Source organism: Rubripirellula reticaptiva, from assembly GCF_007860175.1.
In the GTDB taxonomy this organism is placed as follows: Bacteria; Planctomycetota; Planctomycetia; order Pirellulales; family Pirellulaceae; genus Rubripirellula; species Rubripirellula reticaptiva.
Genome location: NZ_SJPX01000001.1, coordinates 542,291 through 564,842 on the forward strand (window position 1 = coordinate 542,291; position 22,552 = coordinate 564,842).

Genomic DNA, 22,552 nt, shown 5'->3' on the forward strand with positions numbered 1-22,552 from the left:
AAAGCGTACAATAGGCACCCTACAAGCTACGAGTATACGGCCACGATAGGGCCAGACGTAGACCGCCAACCTCGAGAACCAAACCGATGGAAAACGAAGGATCCTACATTTGCGACAGCTGCGGCGAAGAGATTGTGATTCCTCTGGATCCCGTCGAAGGTCGATCGCAAGAATACGTCGAAGACTGTCCTGTTTGCTGTAACCCCAGTGTGATCCACGTGGACTGGGTCGACGACGAACCGCGGGTTTGGGCCGAAGCGGAACAGGATCTCAACTAGAAAGCCCCATCGGCTTTACGAACCGAGTTGACGCAGAACGCGGCCGACAATTCCCTCGATCGTCTCCGGTGACATCGTTTGATCGGGTCCAATCCAGGGGGCATCGTTCACAAGGGCGTCGATTTGCCGCTGAGTGCTTCTAATGGACTCTCGCTGAGCCGGTGTGATGGGAACTCGCCCAGGCCCCAAGTCCCAGCCGCGAGAACGAGCACCGGCACGAAAGCCTTCGGGAAACTCGCCCAGCCCTATCAAGGCGTCGAAAAGCGGCAACAGTTGGTACTGCATCTTCATCGCGTCGTCGATGTTGCCAGCCTGAACACTGCGATGGATGGCGCGAGTCAATTCCGGAACGACTCCGCTCGTCGCGTTCGTACCGCCATCACAACCGACGATCAGCATCGGCACCAAACTAGCGTCCCATCCGGTCAAGAACGAGAAGTCGTCGCGCATCGGTCGAATTGCCGATATCATTCGCATCATGTTGGGCAGATCACCGGAACTGTCTTTGATGCCAACAATTCGCGGGCAATCGGACGCCAACCGAATGACCGTGGACACATCAATCGGTGATGCGAACAGCGGAATGTTGTACAGCGTCACATCAACTGAAACGTTGTCGGCAATTTCGCGAAAGTACGCATAAACACCTTCGCTGGAAAGTCGATAGTAATACGGTGCAACAATCGCGACCGCGCGAGCACCCATTGCACCGTAGGCTTCACAGGCTTCGATGGTTTCGCGAGCGTTGGCTTCGGCGGCGCCAGCCATCACCGGAACTCGGCCGGCCGCTTGTTCGATGACCACCTGAGCGATGCGTCGACGTTCGGCCGCCGTGAAGCGAACGAATTCACCGGTGCTGCCGTTGGGATACAAACCGTCGACGCCGCGATCGATCAGCCAGTCGACGTAGCCACAAAGCTTGTCTTCGTCCATTCGTCCCGATGCGTCCACGGGAGTGATATTCGGCGTGAAAATTCCGGAGATTCGTTCAGACATGGTGATTTAAAAAGAGGTCAGAAACGCTGAGTCTAACGTTGGGCAGGTGGTGGTCGGACGTGGGAAAGCAAGACTTGCGTTACGTCTACGGGCCGAGTCTCGTCGCCTAAAGTCTAATCTCATTAATTTGGCGGGCGGCAAGTTATTTGTGGTCACGCCTGCGATCCGGCTAATGATCATCTTTTTGCCACGGCACTTCACCGCCACCTTGGACGTGGCGTTGCAAACGCTCGATCATGTTCCGGAAGTCCTTAGGCAGACTCTTGGCCAAATCCTTGGATTCAGCCGGATCGGCGTTCAGATCGAACAGTTCAAACGAGTGCGTCGGAAAATTGTGGACCAGCTTGAGATTCCGGCTTAGCAAGGCCTCGATTGTCAATCCGGCATACTGAAAGCCTCCCTCACGCCGGACAAAGAAGACTTCTCGATCGGGAAGCGATGCGTCAGGGTCTTTTAGCAGCGGGACCCAGGAAACGCCGTCAACCGTTTCCTGCATCTCTGGCCGCCCAGCCAACGCCAGGATCGTTGGTAGCAGATCCATCGTCACGCAGACTTGGTCGGTTGAACTGCCAGCTTTCGTGACACCAGGAACTCGAATGCAACCGGGAATACGAATCCCGCCTTCATACATCGAACCTTTACCGTCACGAAGCGCTCCATTGTTTGCGCCGACATTGACCTGGCCTCCGTTATCGCTAATGAACGCGATGATCGTGTTTTCGAATTGCCCTGACGAACGCAGTGAATCGAGGACTCGCCCGATACCGTCATCCATGTGTTCAATCAAAGCGACCAAGGCGGCTCGTGTATCGTCGATCCCTGCTTCGCGATCCTTGACCTTTGACAACCAAGACTCGGGTGGTTGAATTGGCGTGTGCGGTGCGTTGTAAGCCAAGTACAGAAACCACGGTTGGGGCGAATCCGAATTCTTCGAGACAAAATCAGACGCCCACTGGCTGAACAAGTCGGTCGCGTGGCCCTGGGGGTCGATTTCGGCGTCGTTGCGACGCATGTAGTTGATGCCGTGACGACGATGGTTGAAATAGTCGTCCATCATGTCGCCCAAGAAGCCTTCGAATGAATCAAAGCCACGTTGCATCGGATGGTTCTCGCCGCGCAGCCCCAAGTGCCACTTGCCAATCGCCGCAGTCTGGTATCCGAGGTCACCGAGTCGCTGGGCTATGGTGGGCGTCGAAGGCGCAAAGTACCCCCAACTGTTGTTTGCATTGGTCCGAATGACGCCGGGCACGCCGACTCGATCGGGATATCGCCCTGTCAAAATCGACGCGCGTGTCGGCGAACAGACAGGACAATTCGCGTACAAACGGTTTAGTTTCAACGATTGCAGGTACAATTCGTCCAGTGCCGGCGTTTGCATGTCAGTGGAACCCAAACACCCCAGATCGGCGAACCCAAGATCATCGGCGACGATCACCAGCACATTCGGGGGTGATGACCGAGGCCCAGATACCTGCTGGGGCGATTCCAGTGGCGCCGCATCGGCAGAAGACGATTTGGCCAGCAAGATCCAGCATCCGAGCATAGCCGCAGTAATGAACAAAGTGGAGCGTCGGATCGTCATTGGCGTAGGTTCGGTCATAGCGATGGGGCGTTTTATGAGGCTAACGAGGCCACCGATCTTATCCGAACGGCTTGGCCGAGGTGCCGTTTGATTGACCGTCCTTGCCAACGAAATTAGAATAGGAGCAGGTCGCCGGCAGATCGTAACTGCTGTTTTTGCAATGAAATTTGCCTAGTCGCGAGATTCGATGACCGCCGAAGACCCCATCCAAACCGACGCTTCAACCGTCCATCGACCCAGTCGATCGGAAAAGGATCAATCAGTGCGCGGCGCGATTGATGGATCAGGGATGTCGGCGGACCTAATCGCCGAAGCCAATACGGTCATCCGTGGCTCATCCCGAGCGGCATTGTCGCCGAGTGTTTCAGATCCAATCGACCGGACGCCGGCGTCCGTGGCGAAAGTTCTGCTGGGCCAACGGCTGAACCATTTTTTGCTGGAAGCCATGATCGGTGGCGGCGGCATGGGGGCGGTCTTCAAAGCTCATGACGAGCAACTTGACCGAACCGTTGCGATCAAAGTCATTCCGTTCGTTGGCGAGGACCCCGACCTGCAGCGTCGGTTTCGCAACGAGTCGCAAAGCGCGGCAAAGCTGGATCATCCACGGATCGCAAAAGTATTTGACGCTGGTAGCCACGGTCGTTGGCATTACATCGTTTTTGAATACGTCGAAGGCACCAACATTCGCGACTGGGTCCAAACCAACGGGCCACTTTCGATCGACGAGGCTGTGTTTTATACGGTCCAGTTGGCGGACGCTTTGCAGCACGCGTCGGATCGCGGAATCGTTCACCGCGACATCAAGCCGTCGAATGTTTTGATTGCCAGCGACGGCAAGATCAAGTTGGTCGACATGGGCTTGGCTCGCAGCGACAATTTGGAAATGAGTGGTGATATGACGGCCAGCGGAGTGACGCTGGGAACGTTCGACTACATCTCGCCCGAACAGGCGCACGATCCGCGCGACGCCGACTTACGCAGCGACTTGTATTCGCTCGGTTGCACGCTGCACTTCATGCTGACAGGATCACCGCCGTATCCCGGCGGCACGATGCTGCAAAAGCTATTAAGCCACGGCAACGCGGCGCCACCGGATACTCGCTCGCTGCGCCCCGAAGTCAGCGGAAACCTGGTCTCGGTGATCCAGAAGATGCTGGCCAAAAAGCCTGGCGATCGGTACCAGAATGCGAATGACTTGATTGCCGATTTGCACGTCGTCGCAGCACGCGACGGACTGACGCGATCACGGCTAGCAGGTTCCATCGCTTCGGAAACTCCCAACGTACTGCTGGGCTGGCTTGAACGTCACCTGCCTTGGCTTGCCGCGGCGGCGTTGTTGGTTGCCACGGCAGCATGGTTGCAGTTGGAATCAGCCGCCAGCCGCGAGGACATCATCATCCCCAAGTCAGCTGGCCGGCCCAGTCGCGTCTTACCGGTACGCCCGGCGCCATCCGCGTCGGCACCGTCGAATCCATCCGATGGGCCTAGCACTGCGATCGCTGGAACTGGTGCCGGCACTGTTACTCAATCCGGAATTGTCTCGCCGCAGAGCACTGTGCTCGAACCCGGCCTGCTCGATCCCTCGTTGCCGCCTGGTCTGGCCGCCGAAACGAGTGCCGAGGCAGCGGCATTGATGATCCAGCGTTTGTCGACCGGCCAACCGCCCCGATTGACCGTCTTTCCCGTGCCAAATGAACTGACGACTTCGAATCCAGCGATGCGACCGTCGGGAACTACGGGAACCACCGGAGCGCTTGCCGAGCCCCCACCTAGCGTGCCACTGACGGCGTCTGAACAAGGAACCATCATCGATGATTTACAGAAGGCAAAATCGACCGCTTTTTCTGCACCAACGCTTGTTCGCGTTGTAGGCCCCGAACTGGATCCCGCAATCGATCGCGACAGCAGCGGTGCCGCGATTGCTCCCTCGCTTAAACGCGCATTAGAAATTGCCAAGAAGTACCAAATCACTCACGTCGAGATTGCCGTTCCGGTTTTAATCAGCGGCCCCGTCCGCATCGATGTCGACGATTTGGAAATCACGTCGTCGGTCGGCGGCGGCAGCGTCATCGTGTTCCAGTCCCCCGAAGGCGTGACAATGGAACGCGCGAGGATGTTTTCGATCGGATCGCACCCGATCGAATTCAACGACTTGCACTTTACGTGGACCGTACCAAGCGACCAAATCGATGGCGGATCGATGTTCGAAATCAACGACAACCTTAGCGTTGTGTTGACCGACTGCAGCGTCACCATCAACAACCCATCGCTGCGAGACGAAGTCTACGCGTTCGAGATCGTCACCGATCCTGACAAACTGCCGCGAATTCGTCGCGAACAGGGAACCGCACGAGACATTTTCCCGCTCGTCGACATGAAACTTTACAACGTCATTGTTCGCGGCGAGATGACAATGATGCACATGGACTATGCCGCCAAGCTTTGGCTGGACTGGGACAACGGAATGCTGGCCGTGACCGATCGAATGATCGATACCGCGGGTGCTCGGCGGCCACCGCCACCGAGTGCAGGAAACATCAATTTGTCCCTGACACGTGTGACCGCCCACGCCCCCAATGGAATCATGCGAACTCGGCTCGGTGTCAGCGGCGCCTACCCGGTTCCGACCAGCCGTTTGGCTCGCAAATGTGTCTTCATCGTCGAACCCGCATCGGCTCAGTTTGACATCGCCGGACTATCGCCGGATCAATTGGCAACTCAGTGGTTACGGATGGAAGGTTCCAGCAATGCTTACATCGCCGACAACTCGCTGAGCGGTCCTATGCTGCGTTTATCGACCACAGACGGCCAAACCGAAACCACACGAATGAGCCAACTGTCCACCAATCCGCCTTCGTGGGCCGACGAAAACCAGCCCCGATGGTCGGTCAATTGGGTTGCACCGAGACTAACGGATAAACCAATGAACCGACGGCAACCGGCCGATTACCGTCAAGCGGAAACCTCGTCTGCGCCCGGATTTAGTGAGAGACAACTACCAACTTTGCCGGTCCTCGAAGACAATTCGTCTCGATTGTCCTCAGCAACGTTTTCCGCCCCATCAGTCGATCTGCACAATACCGACGACATCTTAAATCGAGACGTCGATTTGACTTTTGACAAGTCATCAGACTTAATGGGTGGCTGGCCAACACTGTCACGATAGATTTGTCATTACAAATTTTAGTGTAATGCAGCGACCAGATTGACCCCACCTTCACTTTCCCACCTACACGACACCGCAACCTTTGGAGCAAATGCATGAAACGACTGGCAATGATTTTTGGATGTTTGGTGCTGTTTGCATCACCGACTTTCGCAACGAGTGAGTTCAGCAAACAGTGGAAGAACGAGTATCTTGGCGATGATGCTGACGAGGACTTCAAGAAGGTTGGCCGGAAAGCTGGCTGCTATGTTTGCCACGTGAAGGGCGAAGATAAAAAGAAAGTCCGGAACGAATACGGGCAAGCATTGATGGAGTTCTTGAAGGCAGAAGACTTCCCGAAAGAATACGTCAAAGAGCATCCCGAAGAAGCCAAGGCAAAAATCCTTGAAGGCATCAAGAAAGGGAACGAAAAAAAGAGCAGCGACGGCAAGACGTTTGGCGAAAAGATTAAAGCCAACGAATTGCCCGCAACCGATTCAAAACTGTAGTTCCTAAGCATCCCGAGCACTGAACCCGAACTCGGATAGACTATCCGCTCCCCGTGCACTCGGTGAGCGGATTTTTTTTGCGCTAATAGTGCAAGTGATTTTCTCTCCATCGCGCATTCGCTTTCGCACGTTTCCCTCCCTCCTACGCCCCGAGCCTCAATCATGACCTTACGTTTTTTGACTGCCGCACTTTCCTTGATCGCAACTGTGGCTTTCGTATCCACCAGCGCGATCGCAGAATCACCAACCGAGACTAAGACTGACTTCGTTTCACTGTTCGATGGGAAATCATTTGACGGATGGAAGAAAGCCGAAGAACACCCAGAGAGTTGGAAGATCGAGGAAGGAAAGCTGTATTGTGATGGCGAGCGATGCCACTTGTTCTACGTCGGCAAAGAAGCGCCGTGGAAAAACTTTCACTTCAGCGCCGAAGTCATGACGACACCAGGCAGCAACGCAGGCATCTATTTCCACACCAAGTATCAAGCCGAGGGATGGCCCAAGGCGGGCTTTGAATGCCAAGTCAACGTTTCACACAAAGACCCCAAAAAGACCAGCAGCTTGTACTCCGTCGTCAATGTTGCCGATCCAGGCGTCAAAGATAATGAATGGTATTTGCAAGAAATCATTGTCAACGGCAACAACGTTGTATTGAAGGTGAATGGCAAAACGATGGTCGATTACACCGAGCCCGAAGGGCAAAAAGCCGCCACCCCCGACTTCGAACGATTGCTGGGTGAAGGCACTTTCGCGCTGCAAGCACACGACCCCGAAAGCAAGGTTTACTTTCGCAATCTTAAAGTCAAACGACTGCCTTAGTCGCCTGAAATCGGCGTTTGCCAAGAACGACCAGTCGCGCTCACTGCGGAAACTTACTGCAGTGCCGACTGGTCATAGACCTCACGGTCGGCTCTCGACCCGATCGCGTTCCGAATCGATTCATCCAAGCTTTCGCTTGCGAACTGGACCGATCCATCGCACATCAACATGTGCGCGCCGCCAGTGTGAAAACTGCTGACCGACATTTCGAGCTGTTCCTTGGGAACATCCCGCAAGTTGATTCCGTACTTCAACGACATCAACGCTTCGGAAAAGTCAGTTCCTCGGGCACGATCGAAATCGGGATGATAGAGCGAGAAGTGGTCACAAATTCCACACTCGTGCAAATCGATGTAGCGAGTCTCTGAGACCAGCACGGTATGACTTAGCCCGTCCAGGATTCCATTGAACCGAATCGCAGGTGGCCACGGCGGCTGACTTGGATCCGACACGCAATCCGTCACGCGCAGGACACCGTTACCGGCTTCCATTCCGCGATATCCCGACGCCGAATACGTGTCGCGCTGAACATCGCTACCGGCATTCCCCAGATAGCTGTTGAGTGCACGTCCGGTCAGCAAATCGATCTCTTCGCCAAAATGGCTTGGGCCCGGTTGGCTAGGACATCGGTAGGTCGGAATTGCCGCTCGCGCCAACTCTCGCAAGCGATCGCTTTCGGGTGAATTGGACGTTGCCGTGCCATCGTCACCCTGCGGGGTCCGTTCCCACAGCGCGGTCTGTTCAATGAACGGCAAAATATCAGTCGTCCAGCTTTGTCCCCAGCCGCCTTTGGCGCCCCAAGGCATCGCTCGGTACGTCGATTCATAGTTGTGGATCGCCAAACCGATTTGCCGCAGATGGTTTTGACATTGGACGCGACGAGCTGCCTCGCGGGCTGCTTGAACAGCAGGCAGCAAGAGGGCGACTAAGATTCCGATGATTGCGATCACCACCAACAACTCGATCAACGTGAATGCCAAACGGCAATTCGTTGGATGGGAATTCGCGAATCGCGAATTCTTCAATCGAAGACAATGAGGGTTCCGCACCTGAAAAATACCTGCAGCAACTGAAACCTTCGAATCCGTAATCGAAGACTCAGTGTCATGGGTTTCCGCTGAACCGTTTGCACAGGGCCAATCCGCAGGAATCAATGCCCATGGATAAACACTCAGTGAAGCCGTTTCGGCGCTCGCGATCGGGTTCCACTCGAATCGCCTACTCCTACAGTTTTAATGCTTGTATCCCCCGAGGGAACCTTTTCCGCGAAAAATCGACAAAAACCTTTGCCGTTGGCTCGAGTCATGTCGGCAAGCCACGGGAACTTATAGACCTAGCATTGTGTTGAAAATCGACTGCATCGCCGGATTGGTGCCCTTGCGAACCGTCAGCCGGTCGCCCGGTTGAAGTGAATAGTCGCACTCTGCCTTGATCGAGCTTCCATCTCGATTCATGCGGCATTCCAAAGGAATTCCTGCGATCGAGTCCGATGAATGCCGGTACAGAGTGGCATTGATGAAGCCCATCTTCTTCTTGACGCCGGTTTGCTCTAACAGCGTGCTGACATAGACACTGCGGCCGTCGGTCGGCAGCGGCAGAATCCGAGTCGACGGATTTTCGCCCGGGACATGCAAAATTATGCTGTCGTTGGCGATCGCTTGTTTAACGGCGAAATAGACCCTTTCCGATTCCGATTCCGGCATCTGCGGTACGCCCTCGAGCCCCGTGTAGTCACCCAATTCGCCGGCTGGGTGGGAAAACGGGCTAGCTGGCAACTTGATCGACGTACACCCCGTCGTCATCGCCAAACAGGCAAACGCCACCGCAATCGCAGCGGAGTACTTCGAATTCGAAATCATGGCAAAAAGTTCGTGGTTGGGGACCTGTGCCGGCAACGCCGCTTCGGCAAGCCTGGCAAACTTTGCCGACAACCGGCAACAGGAGTTTCGTTCGGCATTCCATGCCACAAACGTGAAGCTTTCCGGCAATTCGATCCGAAAAACGCGAAAAAAGTCTAAAGGACAGCGCAAAAAGGCGATGAAACAACCAATTACCAGCGGCAAACCGGCGATTTCGGGGACCAACTGACCAAACTGGGCAAGAAGCCTGCGGAATCATCCTTCTCCAATAACGATCCAGTCGCTATAGTGCCGGGCTTCGCTGAAAGAACATCAGATAAACCATCGATCATCCATAGCAATCCAAGAGAAACGTCATGGCACGGCAATGTGAAGCGTGCGGCAAAAAAGTCCAAATGGGCAACCGCATCGAGACTCGCGGTAAGGCAAAGTATTTGGGCGGTGTCGGTACCAAAGTTACCGGTATCACTCGTCGTAAGTTTGTCCCCAACCTGCAACGCGTCCATGTGACGACCCCCAAGGGCGAGAACAAGACCCTGCGTGTCTGTGTGCAATGCATCCGCAGTGGTGTGGTTCGCAAGACCGTCAAAACCAAGCCATTTGACGTTGGAAATTCCAGCGCAAAGGCAAAGTAAGTGTGTCGGTTGTCTTGGGCGGTGATCGCAGCGCGATGTACCATCCTTGACAGAGACCCTTTCAGTTGACTGGTCGCTGATTTCAGTCCAGCTAAGTTTGCAAAGCTGGGCGTATGGAAATCGGCGGCGTTTCCTGCGCCTATTCCATGGACCAACTGCGTGTCACTTACTGACGAAGATGTCCGAAAACTTGCTCTTTTGGCCCGGTTGGACTTGTCCGATGCCGAGGTACAAAAGGTGCGTCCCCAGCTCGATGGGATCCTCGGATTTGTTCAGAAACTGTCAGAACTGGACACCGATGGCGTCGAGCCGATGACGACAGCACTTGATGTCGACAATCGATGGCGAGAAGATACGCCCGTTGCCGGCCTGACTCACCAACAGGCACTTGCCAATTCGCCATCTCATGACGACGAGTGTTTTTTGGTACCACCCGTTCTCGGCTCGGCCGGTGCACGGAAATAGTCGCCCGGGTCGCTCAGCGAAGGTGTGAACACCATGCCAGCCGGGCCTGAATCGCTGTTACCGCCATTGGTCGCGATCACACTGGCGATCGCTTCTCGGCGAGTCATTTTGCCACTCGCGGCCGGCGTTTTTGTCGGCGCGGTCCTGCTCGCTCGGCGAATTCCTGACCATGCTTGGTGGGATTCTATCTTCGTGTTCTTTACCGCGATGCAACGGTCGGTTCTTGCGACATCGCATCTGCAGGCACTCGCGTTTAGCCTACTGCTTGGCGGCATGGTCGGCGTGCTGGAGAAAGGCGGTGGCATGCGGTCGCTGATCCAGCGACTGTCCAAACGTGTCCGCACTCGATGCGGTGCGCAGACCATGGTCGCAGCATCGGGCTTGGCGATTTTCTTTGACGATTATTCCAACACGCTTTTGGTCGGCGGAACGATGCGGACCACCGTCGATCGGTTTGGTGTGTCACGCGAGAAACTGGCCTACCTAGTCGACTCGACCGCCGCACCCGTTGCTGGACTGTCCGTCGTCAGCACGTGGGCAGCGATCGAGATCAGTTACATGGCCGAGGGGCTCAGCGCCGCTGGCGTCACCGATTCGGCGGCGGCATTCGAGATGTTCATCCAGTCGATTCCGTATCGGTTCTATCCCTGGTTGGCGATCGTGATGGTGTTCATGGTTTCGCTTTCCGGGCGCGACTTCGGCCCGATGCGGCGGTTCGAATCCGAATCGCACAACAAACGATCTGAACAAAGTAACGCTGAATCAAACGAAAATGATGACACGAACCCAGCAGCCAGTCGCTGGCTATGGTTGGCGGCCGTGCTGCCGGTGATGGCGTGCTTGAGCGCGGTCGGGATCGTTCTGTTGATCACGGGATACGCCGGCATGCCGACGCCCAAAGACGGCGACGGGCCGCTGCGATTGGCCGGCCAATTGCTCGGCAACGGTGATTCGTACTTGGCCCTGATCGTGGGCGGTGGTGCCGGATTGCTAGTGGCAATCCGCAGCCACTTGGCGCTTGGCGGATGCGACATCAACACGGCGCTACGAGCCGCTTTGGCCGGTGCTATCCAAATGCTACCAGCCATGTTGATCCTGTGGTTCGCGTGGGCACTCTCGGGCATGACTGAACCCGACCAACTCGACACCGGTGGCTACTTGGCAGGCGTTTTGTCGGATCGGCTGGACCCACGCATGCTGCCAACGGTGGTATTCCTCCTAGCCGGCGCAGTCGCGTTTTCGACTGGGACTAGCTGGGGCACGATGGGAATCCTAACTCCGCTTTCGATTTCGCTGGCTCTAAAACTCGACCCTAGCGGCGATCCAGCCGGCGCGATCGCGCTGACGACCTGCGGCGCGGTACTGGCCGGTGCAATTTTTGGTGACCACTGCTCACCGATCTCCGACACGACCGTCCTATCAAGCCGAGCCAGCGGCTGTGACCATCTCTCGCACGTTCGAACGCAAATGCCATACGCCATCGCAGTCGCGATCGTTTGCATCGTTACCGGCACATTGCCAGCCGCGGTCGGAGTATCGCCATGGATTTGCCTGGCCGTTTCGTCGATCATCTTAGCAGCGGTGCTGTTTCGATTCGGCCAATCACCCATCGTTGCTAGCAAAGCAGAGCTTGAAACGATTGCACCGGATTGAAATCCCTACAAGTGGCGATGCGTCAAACAAGCTCTACCAAGTCGATCAAGAACAACTTTCGATCAAAAAAGACGTCGTGGGTTAACAACCGTGCAAAGGACTTTGCCGAGGTGAAACCTACCGTGAAACCAACAAGTCAAATCCATGCGGTCAAACGCGGCGGAAGTGGCATCGATCTTGCACCGTAATTCACCAGCGATTACGGAAACAGCTAGGCACCGTTGCTGGTGGCGGAAATTGAAATCAAAGGATGAACCATGAAACGAAAACTCACGACCAATCTCGCAGCCGCTTTCTTGGCGATGCCGTTGGCGACGGTATTCATGGCTACCAATGCATCATCCCAAAATTTTGACACGCCCCAAACTCGACTGCGTCCGATTGGTGCACCTAGCGCCGTGGACCAGTACCGATCACCCGCCGCGACAGAAGTTCGAACGGCCGGTGCATTCCAAGAAACGGCTTACAGCTCGCAGGTACGACAAACCGCGATGCAGCTGTCATTTCCGGCGACAGGAGAAAACGGTGCCGTGACGGCACCACCATCCACTTCGCCATCCACAATGACGCCGCCTAGTTATTCGGCGCCGCCTGCGACTTTCACACCGCCCGCCACATCGACGCCTCTGCCTCCGGCACGGATCGCACCGCCACCAAGTTCGCTGCCACGTTCGTCATCGCCGCCTTCAAATCTGCCGATGTCCTCCCTGCCGTCTTCGACATTGCCACCACAGACATTGTCACAGCAAGGAATCTCATCCAGCAGTGACTTGGTCCCGATCGCACAACCGAGTCTTGGCAACGCTGGTTACGCAACGATGTATAACTGCAGCAACGTATCAGGCCCCAGTACTTATTCGGCGGCCAGCGGAATTGGATGCGGGCAAGTTGGCTATCAAGCCCCCGTCGGATACCAGGCTCCCACCGGTTACGCGCCACCCAACAACACATACGCGCCTGGAACCATTCCGCCGCCTGGCGTGATTGCCGCGCCGATCGCGGTTCCGCCAGCGACCGCTGCACCGGTCGGCCCGCTGTTGACATTTGGACAATCCGCGAACCCTGTCCAAGTCGGCCCTGGCCTACTGGGACAACCCAAGGCTTACGTGCCCGGCCAAGGTCTGCGAAACTGGTTGCGTTACTTCACGCCTTAGTCTCCAGCAGTTACCGATGCGACTAATCACGTCACTGATCCCCAGCCAAACCGGTACCGGAACGGCGATCGCTTCTGACAAAATCGATGTGGCCGTCGTCATCGATGTGCTACGTGCCACGTCGGTCGCAACCGTTGCGATGGCGGCCGGCGCAACCGAGATTGTGACGTGTCGCGAGATATCCGATGCAAGGTCACGAGCGCTGCCAGGTGCAGTCGATCCTGAATCAACGGCCCCATCGCTATTGTGTGGCGAACGAGAATGTCGGCCGATCGATGGTTTTCAGTTTGGCAACTCACCGGCCGAGTACACCCCCGCGCTAGTCGCCGGCAAGCGGCTGATCTTGACCACAACCAACGGAACGCGAGCCGTTGAAGTGGCGTCCGCCGCTGACTCGATCATGTTGGCAAGCTTCTTGAATTTGTCCGCCGTGATTGACGCAATCATGGATGCAGATACCGTCCACGTCGTCTGCGCCGGCACCAACGGCGACGTGACCGGTGAAGACGTCATGCTTGCCGGGGCGATCATCGACCGCTGCCAAGCCCGTCTCGGATCAGCACTCGAATTGGACGACGCATCAGCAATCGCAAAAGCATGGTGGCACGCTCGTCAGCCCACCCCTAGTCCAGCATCGCTGGCAGCCGCCTTTTCCGAAACCGCCGGCGGCCGAAATCTGATCCGAGTCGGCTACGAAGCCGACCTTGCCCGCTGCGCTGCGATCGACACCGTCCCCGTCGTTCCCGTACGAACACGGAAATCCCCGACGGGTTTTACCGCCCGCTGATCAACTGAAATTCAGTTTTGCAAAAGACGCTTTCACCGAACCGCTGGTCGTCGAAACGCTGCAATTGCTCATCAACAGTCGCGACCGAGCCGATTAATCCTCGCAGTTTGATAGCAATTCACAGCGTCTCGGACGACAATTCAAGCTTGCTGAATTTTTCTAGTTTCTGCTAAAGATCGGGTTTCACGGACACCCAAACGATCATGGCAGAGACCTCCAAACCTAGCGGAACAGCGGCGAAAGCGGCCAACCCGGCCGATAAGCTCACTACGTTGTTGATGCTTGCTGCTGCGCTGACGGCGATTGGCGGCTTTGCCATTCTGTTTTCGTTGTGGTGGCGTTCAAGCGTAACTGACTCGTACGAGGTTCTGCGCGTCGCGGCGCAGGAATTCGTGGCTGGCCGCCCCATCATTGCTGGTGAACTAGCTGAAACCGTCCACTTCGAAGGCGAGCCGGATCAACCGCCCGGTGATACCGAGGAAATGTTGCCGCCCGAAGGTGAAGAGCCACCGGAACTGGAACCTGCCCCGATCGAAGGCGAAGAATTGTCGCCCGAAGCCAAAGCGGCGTTCGAAGAAGCAGAAAAACTGCAAGAGTGGATTCGCTTGCGAGACTTTCTGGTCGGTGCTGGCAAGGTTGCAAAAGCACAAGAAGAAACCGACTTTCGCCAGCGGCGACGTCAATTACTCGAAGCCGTCCGACCACTCGAAGCGTCTCGCCAAAACGGTTTTCCCGCTGGTCGACAAACCGAAGGTCACCAAATGCTCGGTGACGCTTTTTATCAACTTGGACGATATCCCGACGCGGCAATCGAACTGCTCGCCGCTGCCGAACTCGATCCCGGGCTACGGCGGTCGTTGCTTTCGAAAATCGCGGACTCTCAACTGCGATCTCGTGGTACATCAGCGCAACCTGCACTGGCAACTATCGAAGAACTGCTACGCGACAGTTCCCTAGCACCGAAACAAGCTTGGGAAGCGGAACTGATTCGCATTCGCTCGTTGATCGAATTGAAACGCTTTGGCGATGCACAAGATGCAATTGATATCTTACTGGCCAAACCGGTCACTTCCGACGTTGCGAGCCAAGGTGAAGAAGCCGACTATCGCGACGAGGCACGACTGCTTAGTGCAATCATTGGTGTCCAAAAGGCGATCGACCAATACGGAGCGATGCCGGCTGACACAATGGAAGATCGCAGCGATGCCATGGTCGACCTGCGACCAACAGACGAAGTCTTGGGCTCACTTCAGCGTGAAGCCGCGCCAAAAACATCAGCAATGGCCAGGCTGTGGCTTGCTCGCAGCCAATTGGTTCAAGGACGGTTGGACGAAGGCTTAAGCGGCCTGACCTCGGTCCGGGGACAACGCCCCTTTGGTGCCGAAGCGATCCTAGGCGGATTGGAAGAAGTCGAGTTACTCGCTCGCCAAGGCAAAGGCGACGAAGCGTTGCAGACGACGCGTTTCATGATGCGTGAGATCGGTGACCCGAGCGGCTTTGATACTGACGCGGTCACGTTCACAGATTTCCAGCGCCGCATGTTTGCCGCAACCGAAGACCTTCGCCGAGCAGGTGATTTTGAGAACGCGATCGATATGGCAAGATCCTTGCCGCCGGTTTTTGAAAAAGCTGACTCGCTGATGCAGGAGGCGATCGGCTACAGCGAGTGGGCTGAAAAAACCATGAGCGATGGCAGATCACCATCCGGCGATATCAGTCGCAGCGCATCGATCCTAGCCCGTTCACGCTATCGTGCGTCCGGCGACGCGTTCGCGCAAGCCGCCCAGCTGCGCTTCGATACCAACCAATATGTTTCGACTCAGTGGTCGGCGATCGAAGCCTATCAAAAAGGTCGACACTTTCGCCGCAGCATTCGGCTGCTTGAACCCTACCTTCGATATGAAAACCGTCGTCGCCAGCCGCGAGGTTTGGTCGCCTATGGTCGAGCACTCTTAGCCGAAGGCGATGAGGAAAAAGCCATCGAAGCGGTCGAAGCTTGCATCATTGAATACCCACGCGATCCGCTGCGGTATGACGCTCGACTGATCGCTGCCCAGGCACATGCCGAACTTCAAGAACTGGATCTTGCACGCAAGTATCTGGAAGACAATCTTCGCGACGGTGAACTGACACCCCAAAGTCCGGCTTGGCGTGAATCGCTGATGAAGCTTGGCGAAATGCGATTCGAACAGGCGTATCAAAACCATTTGGCGGCTGAGCAGGCAGCCCCCGAAGAGCAACTTGAGTTGATGCGTTTGAATCAACCGATCCTAGAGGAAGCAATTCGATACCTTGAGCAAACCGTTGATCGATACCAACTTCCCGATGCCATCGGCGCTGCCTACAACGCCGCTCGTGCTCACTCGCTTGCCGCTGACTGGCCACGAATCGAAGCCGAATCGCCCGAAATTCTTGAAGCCGCCAAACGCTCGCTTCGTACCCAAGCGGACCAAGAACTGCAAATCGGTTTGGACGGATTCATCAACTTGCGACAATACCTACTTTCTCGCGAAGAAGAATCACGATTGCCGCGGGACCAAGAAGCGATCCTACGCAACTGTTTCCTTGCCGAAGCAGAGTCGCTGCGTCGAATGACGCACTTGGAAGACGCCGCAACGGCTTATCGAGCTGCTGAACTTCGCTACCTGAACGAACCAACCGCGCTCGAAGCCATCCTGGGTCGCGCCGGGTGCCTGCGGGAACTCGGCCGCGACCAAGAATCCAAACTTCTCATTCGGCAAGCATCCGTCGTGCTCGGCCGAATCCCCGCCGAATGGGACGACCGGTTCGCAGAAACGACCCGGTTCGATCGCAACGGTTGGGAACAATACCTGACATGGATGAATAGCCGCCCCGAAACAAGCGGCGCTTGATTGCATCCAACCACCCTTCAATGATTTGAGAGCCACTTATGAACGCAGACGAACTGACTGCTATTATCGATCGTCGCTTTGAAACGCTGTCACATCTATTGGAACTGAGCCTGCGCCAGGTCCAAGCGATCGATGAAAGCCGCATGAGTGATCTGATGCGGATTCTGTCCGACAAACAACCGCCGATCAACGAATTGATCCAAATCGGCAAACAACTGGCATCCGCGGTCGGCGAAGACCCCGCAAATCGCCAATGGGCATCGGATGAAGATCGCAGGCGTTGTCGCGAGCGACAAAGTCAATGCGAATTGATGCATGACGAATTGCTTGCGATCGAAGCCGACTGCGAGGGCCGATTGACGGCAAGCAGAGCATCGGCGCAAGAGAAACTACAACGCTTTGACAACGGACGAGTCGCAGCTAATAGCTACGCACAAGCACAAACGACACGTCCATCCGGCGGAAGCTTGGATTTGTCCAGCGACTGAGTGCGACAGTCTATTTTGGAACAAATGAAGAAAACTTCTCAAGTCTTTCTCCATTCGATCTTGCGTCGCATTGTCTCTGGTGGGTATCAGCGAAGATGAATTTCAGTGAGGCCACGGATTCGGCCCGCTTTATCATCACTTGACGACTGAAAATCCGTCACCGAAGGAATCGGAGACCTATCATGACAAATCATTGGATCGACCCAAAGACGAGCCATTCTTTAGCCGTTTTGGTGGAATCGGTAACCGTGCCCTTGTTAATCAAACACGATGGCCCTGTTTGCCTTGAACTTGACATCGACGTCAAAATGCGTGTCCCTGCCGATGCAAGTCGATTGGTGGACCTGATCAAATCACTGGTCGGACAATCGCTTGCCGAAATGTCCGACGGCGGCGACCTGACGATCACGGCTTGCGAGACCACAAACGGTGTCGAGGTAGAAATCGCCGACACGGGCTGTGACGTCCAACGTCGCGCCAAAAGTCGCCCGTTAGCCGCAGCCGCGATCGGCGCAACCATGCAGTGGAAGAACTGCCCGCAAGGTGGCGGATCCGTCACCGTGACATTCCCGCCCAAAGCAGCCCAATCGCATTCCCAACATCGACGCGCGGCTTAGCTTCGCTAGGCCTTGGCACGACCGGCCTTGGCTGTTCAAAGTCGAGGTAGCGAAACTCGCAGTGAGTTTCGGGAAAGGATTGAATCGACGAAAGTCTTGACGACTTCCGCTACGCCTGAATGGGAGACGAACGATGCAAGGAATATTTGGCGGAACGCCAATCGCGGCGCTCGAACACACGCTAACGTTTGCCCAACGACGCCACGAACTGTTGGCTGGCAACGTGTCCAATATGGATGTGCCGGGATACCGATCGCGAGATTTGGATATCAATGAATTCCATAACGCGCTCGCCGAATCGATCGACAACGCCGCTCGCCCGGTGTCGCATACGTCTGGCCCTTACACACGCGACGACCTGTACAGCGGACCTCGTAAAGCAACCGAACAAGTGGTTTTCCATGACGGCAGTGACGTGTCGCTTGAACGTCAAGTCACCGAAATGGCAAAAAACCAACACCTTCACGGACTCGCCATCACCACAATGCGAAGCCAATTCGCACTCCTTCGCGCCGCCATCACTGAACGAGCCTAAATAGAAAACCAAGTAAAGAACGGCGTGTGAAAGAACAAGCCATTTTTTGGACACACCCAATTTCGTCGATCAAGCACCGATTCCAAAACGTCAAACACCGGAAACTTCCATGTTAAAAGCACTCGACATCAGCACATCGGCATTGATTGCCCAGCGGACTCGATTGAATGCCGTTTCTGGAAACATTGCCAACATGTCGTCGCTGACCGATGAAACCGGCAAGCCAAATCCTTACAAAGCACGCGAAGTGGTCTTTCAAACCGACGACAGCATTTCGCTGTCAGGCGCTTCGGGCGTGAAAGTAGCGGAGATCAAATCGAACAACGCTGAACCTCTACACCGATGGCAGCCCAACCATCCGTTGGCGATTCAAGATGGCGAATGGAAAGGATACGTCGCCTATCCCAACATCGACCTGACGACCGAAATGGTCAACGCGATGGAATCGACTCGAGCCTACGAAGCCAACGTCGGTGTAATGGAAATTACCAAAAACCTTAGCCGTGAAACATTGACCATCCTCGCCTAATGCGTCCCCTTTCCGGAATCCAACCGCCCCAGCGACCTCAGTCGCCTTTTGGTCCGCTTGAAAAAAGCGGGATGCCAAGCGGTGTATCCGGTGCAAAGGGCCCCGACTCGTTTGCATCGCTGCTGGGTGACCAAGTCAAGAACGTCAACACCATGCAAATCGACGCCAACGACATGGTGCACACCATGCTGACCGGCGGCGAAGTCAACGAAGCCGAAGTGTTGACGGCCGTACAAAAGGCAGACTTGGCCTTCCGCATGCTGTTGCAAGTCCGCAACAAGTTGATCGAAGCCTATCGAGAAGTGCAACAAATCCAAATCTAAGTTCGAAATTTCGACGCCTGATTCCTGACGATTGAACCTAACGCTCCCATGAATTTTTTCAAACAGTCGACCGACCAAGCACGCGAAGCTTTTGTATCGATGCCGATGCAGTCGCGAATCATTTCGGTCATGCTGGTGGCTTTGATTGCGATCGGCTTGGCGTTCCTGATCAAAGGCGACTCATCATCGAGCGGTGAATACTTGTTCGGCGGACGCGCCTTTACCGATCAAGAACTCGCCGCCATGGAAATGTCATTCAGCCGCGAAGGTCTGAATGAATGGAAACGAGATGGCACGCGGATGCGAATTCCGGCCGCCTCCAAGGACGTCTACTTAGCTGCGATGGAACAGTCGACGACGTTGCCAATGTCGCTTAACAGCAACGTGCAAGAAGCCATCAAGGCGACGACCGTTTTCGATTCAAGCGAACTGCACGGCGCCCGAGTGGATGCTGCCAAAGAAGCCGACCTGGGCCGCTCGATCGCCCAAATGGCGGACATCAAATCGGCGAGCGTGGTTCACGACGTTGGACAGCGTCAAGGACTCGGACGTCACGCTGCTCAATCCGCCAGTATTTTTGTCCAACCCGAAGGCAGCTCCCCACTGCCGAAACATCGCATCCAAGCGATTCAAGAACTCGTCCGCGGTGCATACGCCGGAATGAAAACCGACGAAATCGTGGTCACCGATGCCAATGCGATTTCATCATCAGCGATGTCCGATGACGATGATCCGATGCTGCGCAAGCAACGGGAAGCCGAAGCGTGGATCGAGAAAAAGGTGCGAAACCTGTTGGTCGGATTCCCCGCGCAGATCGCGGTATCGGCTGAGGTTGACCCGACGATGGATGCGGAAAAGACGACTCTCAGTTATGACGCCGAACCGACCAATCTGTCCAACAAGCAACGCAAAACCGAAACCACCAACACTCGGCAACCGCCCGGCGGCGTTCCCGGCGTGGTCCCCAACGCGATCGGCAACCGAGCGACCAGTTTGGCGGACACGGTCGAAACGTTGAAATCCAAAGACGACGAACGCGAAACCATTGGCGTGGCAGGACAACAGTTTGAAAACTCGCGAATGGCTTCGCTGCAAGTCAAACGAGTTCGTGTCTCGGTCGGCCTGCCGCGAAGTTATTACAACAAGCTTCACGCACAAACGTACTTGCAAGAGAATCCCGACACGCCGGTCGACGACGTGCCTGCGATGTCGGCTACTGCGTTTGAGAAGCTTCGAAGTGAAACAGCCACAAAAATCCAGACGGCCGTCACTCCATTGTTGCCCGAGGTTGCCGCTGGTGCGGACCGGTTTCCACTAGTGGAAGTGTTTGACTACTTCGATCTGCCCGGACCGCCACCACCTGAGGCGGAAACCGCCAAGATCGCTTTGGCTTGGCTTGCCGAGTCCTGGCAAACGATCGCATTGGTCATGTTGGGTCTGCTAGCACTATTGGTCGCTCGGTCAGCTGCCAGCGGCAGCGGTGATTCGACGCCTGCGGAATTCCGCGAAGGCTTCGGTCTGGAATTACCCGCGCCTCCACCCGAGATGGTTGAAACCGAGGAAGAAGGCGACACCATGACGATCACAGGCAGTTCGTTAAAAGACGAACTACTAGCGCTCGTTGACGGAAACCCCGAAGTCGCTGCCAACGTGATTCGCGGCTGGGTTGGCGAGGCCGCGTAAAGTGACAAGTCGAATTTATCAACGATGCAAAAAAGACAGACTTTTCGTTTCGGTCTTTCCATTTTCGCTCAAGTTTGCTTAGAAGAGAGTCCCGGGAAGTCCGGTTGAACGATCATGCACTTGAGAGGACCCTTGTTCGATGGCAGGCTCAGCAAACACCGATGCAGCGAACCGTGACGCAGCGATGCGCCGAATCGCGATCGTGTTGACCAGTTTGCCGGCTCCGGTTGCTGCGAAACTATTGGGCACGATTGACCAAGACTCAAAACAAGTCATCCGACGCACGATGGCAACACTGTCCGATGTCGATCCGCTGGAACGCCACCGTGCTCTGCAAGCCTTTAAAACATCCGTCCAGCAACCCGCTCACCAACTAGCCAGCGATCGCTATTCCAACGACACCTTTCTGAATCAGAGCGATCCTTCTTACGCTCAAGCAAGTCGATTCTCCGATCGCAACGGTGGATCACCATCAGTGCTAAAGAGCCAAAGTCCGATCCACGATCGCCCTGCCGACCCGACCTCGCCGCTGGCGTTCTTATGCGATGTTGAGGATGACGACTTGATTGAGTTGCTGTCCGGCGAACACGCTCAAGCAGTTGCGTTAGTGCTGGCATCCGTCGCACCGAGCCAAGCGGCTAGGATTTTGCCGCGATTGGAACCAACGCTTCGCTCATCCGCCCTGAGCCGGCTCGGTCGCCTCAGTGATATCCCAGAAACCGCTAGCGCGGAAGTCGCCCAACACTTTCGCAATCAACTAAGCCAACGGACGCGGACGTCGGCATCCGCCAATAACGGCAGCGGAAGACGTGCGCTCGATGCGATCCTGTCCGTCATGCCGAAACCCGAACAATCCGACCATGATTCGCGAAACTGGCAGCCCACTCATCACGGCAATGGCGAAATGCATGCCGACCCGTCTGAACGACAAGCGGCTCACACTCGAACGGCACAGTCCCAATCCACCCTTCCACCGCTGGTTCATTCACGAGCCGATGGACCGCATGCTGTACCGCCGCTGCATGCTGCCGAACCGCGGGCCTCCGAGTCTCGCAGCGCATCGGATCGCAATTCCGTCGACGAATTCTATCGGCAAACAGACCGAGCCAACGACGAATTCCACCGCCTGCGAGTTGCGCCTCAAACTGTATCTCAAATCCCATCGCATGCTGACGACACCGCGAACGGGGTTACTCCGAACAACTCGGCCCACGAAAAGAAAATTGATTCAGCTCATCAACCTACACAATTAAATCCGTTGGACTCGACCGATGCGATTCACTCGCATTTGGTTGCAATGAAACCCAAAGATCTTTGCACGGCACTGGGCCGCGTCGAAACTCGCGATGCGATGCTGACTCTTTGTGGGCTTCCCAACGCAAAGGCCGAAGCTGTCCTGGCTGTCTTGCCAAAAGATCAAGCGAAGGTGGTTCGCGTTCAGATGAACTCGCTTCAATCCATGAATCTGCGGGAAATTGATAAAGCGAAAGAACGTGTCGCCATCGCGTCTGGGTCGGGCAGCGCCGTGCCGGCCAATCAGGCGAGCGTTTCCGCAGCCGCGGCGTAAGCGTTCCTCCAAACCAAACCCGCCCCCCTCGCATTCGTAGATAACCAAGGCTGCA

General features: G+C 55.7%; 22 protein-coding genes. 18 read left to right on the forward strand and 4 right to left on the reverse strand.

Annotated elements, in window-relative coordinates; all coding sequences use genetic code 11:
- The first annotated feature begins 86 nt into the window (after positions 1-86).
- Positions 87-278 carry a CPXCG motif-containing cysteine-rich protein gene (locus tag Poly59_RS01955; RefSeq protein ID WP_146459548.1) on the forward strand — a complete coding sequence of 64 codons (192 nt, stop codon included), beginning with the start codon at positions 87-89 and terminating at the stop codon, positions 276-278.
- 15 nt (positions 279-293) lie between these two features.
- On the opposite strand, the gene Poly59_RS01960 is transcribed toward Poly59_RS01955, so the two are convergent.
- Entirely contained in the window at positions 294-1,274 is a 981-nt protein-coding gene (locus tag Poly59_RS01960; protein WP_146532389.1) for a dihydrodipicolinate synthase family protein, read from the reverse strand.
- Between the two features lie 169 nt (positions 1,275-1,443).
- Complete coding sequence (locus tag Poly59_RS01965) at positions 1,444-2,856, reverse strand: sulfatase-like hydrolase/transferase (RefSeq protein WP_246151312.1); 1,413 nt, start codon at positions 2,854-2,856, stop codon at positions 1,444-1,446.
- A gap of 187 nt (positions 2,857-3,043) precedes the next feature.
- Here Poly59_RS01965 and Poly59_RS01970 point away from each other — a divergent pair, with 187 nt between their 5' ends.
- From Poly59_RS01970 to Poly59_RS01980, 3 genes are all read left to right on the forward strand, one after another.
- A complete protein-coding gene (locus Poly59_RS01970; RefSeq protein ID WP_146532390.1) occupies positions 3,044-6,022 on the forward strand; it encodes a serine/threonine-protein kinase in 2,979 nt (992 codons plus the stop codon).
- A 95-nt stretch (positions 6,023-6,117) separates the two neighbouring features.
- Positions 6,118-6,510 (forward strand): hypothetical protein, encoded by a 393-nt coding sequence (locus tag Poly59_RS01975; RefSeq protein ID WP_146532391.1) that lies wholly within the window; start codon positions 6,118-6,120, stop codon positions 6,508-6,510.
- A 162-nt stretch (positions 6,511-6,672) separates the two neighbouring features.
- Complete coding sequence (locus Poly59_RS01980) at positions 6,673-7,329, forward strand: 3-keto-disaccharide hydrolase (protein ID WP_146532392.1); 657 nt, start codon at positions 6,673-6,675, stop codon at positions 7,327-7,329.
- A 53-nt stretch (positions 7,330-7,382) separates the two neighbouring features.
- Here the strand turns inward: Poly59_RS01980 and Poly59_RS01985 are convergent, their stop codons facing one another.
- Positions 7,383-8,309: a DUF1559 domain-containing protein gene (locus Poly59_RS01985; protein ID WP_246151313.1), complete on the reverse strand. Its 927-nt coding sequence runs from the start codon at positions 8,307-8,309 to the stop codon at positions 7,383-7,385.
- A gap of 345 nt (positions 8,310-8,654) precedes the next feature.
- On the reverse strand, positions 8,655-9,188 hold the full coding sequence (locus Poly59_RS01990; RefSeq protein ID WP_146532394.1) for a hypothetical protein: 534 nt from the start codon (positions 9,186-9,188) through the stop codon (positions 8,655-8,657).
- On the opposite strand from Poly59_RS01990, the gene Poly59_RS01995 reads away from it, so the two are divergent.
- The 14 genes from Poly59_RS01995 to Poly59_RS02060 all read left to right on the forward strand — a co-directional run bounded on the left by Poly59_RS01995 (position 9,187) and on the right by Poly59_RS02060 (position 22,497).
- The gene (locus tag Poly59_RS01995) at positions 9,187-9,417 is read left to right on the forward strand and encodes a hypothetical protein (RefSeq protein ID WP_146532395.1); all 231 of its coding nucleotides are present in this window, start codon (positions 9,187-9,189) and stop codon (positions 9,415-9,417) included. The two genes, Poly59_RS01990 and Poly59_RS01995, sit on opposite strands and share 2 nt — an antisense overlap.
- Before the next feature lie 127 nt (positions 9,418-9,544).
- Positions 9,545-9,823: a 50S ribosomal protein L28 gene (gene rpmB / locus Poly59_RS02000; RefSeq protein WP_146532396.1), complete on the forward strand. Its 279-nt coding sequence runs from the start codon at positions 9,545-9,547 to the stop codon at positions 9,821-9,823.
- 159 nt (positions 9,824-9,982) lie between these two features.
- The gene (gene gatC / locus Poly59_RS02005; RefSeq protein ID WP_246151314.1) at positions 9,983-10,288 is read left to right on the forward strand and encodes an Asp-tRNA(Asn)/Glu-tRNA(Gln) amidotransferase subunit GatC; all 306 of its coding nucleotides are present in this window, start codon (positions 9,983-9,985) and stop codon (positions 10,286-10,288) included.
- A gap of 33 nt (positions 10,289-10,321) precedes the next feature.
- Positions 10,322-11,941, forward strand: coding sequence for a Na+/H+ antiporter NhaC family protein (locus Poly59_RS02010; protein ID WP_146533195.1), 1,620 nt, complete (start codon positions 10,322-10,324; stop codon positions 11,939-11,941).
- A 257-nt stretch (positions 11,942-12,198) separates the two neighbouring features.
- Positions 12,199-13,095, forward strand: coding sequence for a hypothetical protein (locus Poly59_RS02015; protein ID WP_146532398.1), 897 nt, complete (start codon positions 12,199-12,201; stop codon positions 13,093-13,095).
- A 16-nt stretch (positions 13,096-13,111) separates the two neighbouring features.
- Positions 13,112-13,882 (forward strand): 2-phosphosulfolactate phosphatase, encoded by a 771-nt coding sequence (locus Poly59_RS02020; RefSeq protein WP_146532399.1) that lies wholly within the window; start codon positions 13,112-13,114, stop codon positions 13,880-13,882.
- 203 nt (positions 13,883-14,085) lie between these two features.
- A complete protein-coding gene (locus tag Poly59_RS02025; protein WP_146532400.1) occupies positions 14,086-16,755 on the forward strand; it encodes a tetratricopeptide repeat protein in 2,670 nt (889 codons plus the stop codon).
- Between the two features lie 38 nt (positions 16,756-16,793).
- Complete coding sequence (gene flgN, locus Poly59_RS02030; RefSeq protein ID WP_146532401.1) at positions 16,794-17,243, forward strand: flagellar export chaperone FlgN; 450 nt, start codon at positions 16,794-16,796, stop codon at positions 17,241-17,243.
- Positions 17,244-17,425: 182 nt separating this feature from the next.
- Complete coding sequence (locus Poly59_RS02035; RefSeq protein ID WP_146532402.1) at positions 17,426-17,860, forward strand: ATP-binding protein; 435 nt, start codon at positions 17,426-17,428, stop codon at positions 17,858-17,860.
- A gap of 133 nt (positions 17,861-17,993) precedes the next feature.
- Entirely contained in the window at positions 17,994-18,395 is a 402-nt protein-coding gene (locus tag Poly59_RS02040) for a hypothetical protein (RefSeq protein ID WP_146532403.1), read from the forward strand.
- A gap of 109 nt (positions 18,396-18,504) precedes the next feature.
- Positions 18,505-18,924: a flagellar basal body rod protein FlgC gene (flgC, locus tag Poly59_RS02045; RefSeq protein WP_146532404.1), complete on the forward strand. Its 420-nt coding sequence runs from the start codon at positions 18,505-18,507 to the stop codon at positions 18,922-18,924.
- Positions 18,924-19,247 carry a flagellar hook-basal body complex protein FliE gene (gene fliE / locus Poly59_RS02050; RefSeq protein ID WP_146532405.1) on the forward strand — a complete coding sequence of 108 codons (324 nt, stop codon included), beginning with the start codon at positions 18,924-18,926 and terminating at the stop codon, positions 19,245-19,247. The genes flgC and fliE overlap by 1 nt, the downstream gene beginning before the upstream one ends.
- Positions 19,248-19,295: 48 nt before the next feature.
- Positions 19,296-20,930, forward strand: coding sequence for a beta-cystathionase (locus Poly59_RS02055; RefSeq protein ID WP_146532406.1), 1,635 nt, complete (start codon positions 19,296-19,298; stop codon positions 20,928-20,930).
- 139 nt (positions 20,931-21,069) lie between these two features.
- Complete coding sequence (locus Poly59_RS02060) at positions 21,070-22,497, forward strand: FliG C-terminal domain-containing protein (RefSeq protein ID WP_146532407.1); 1,428 nt, start codon at positions 21,070-21,072, stop codon at positions 22,495-22,497.
- Positions 22,498-22,552: the final 55 nt, after the last annotated feature.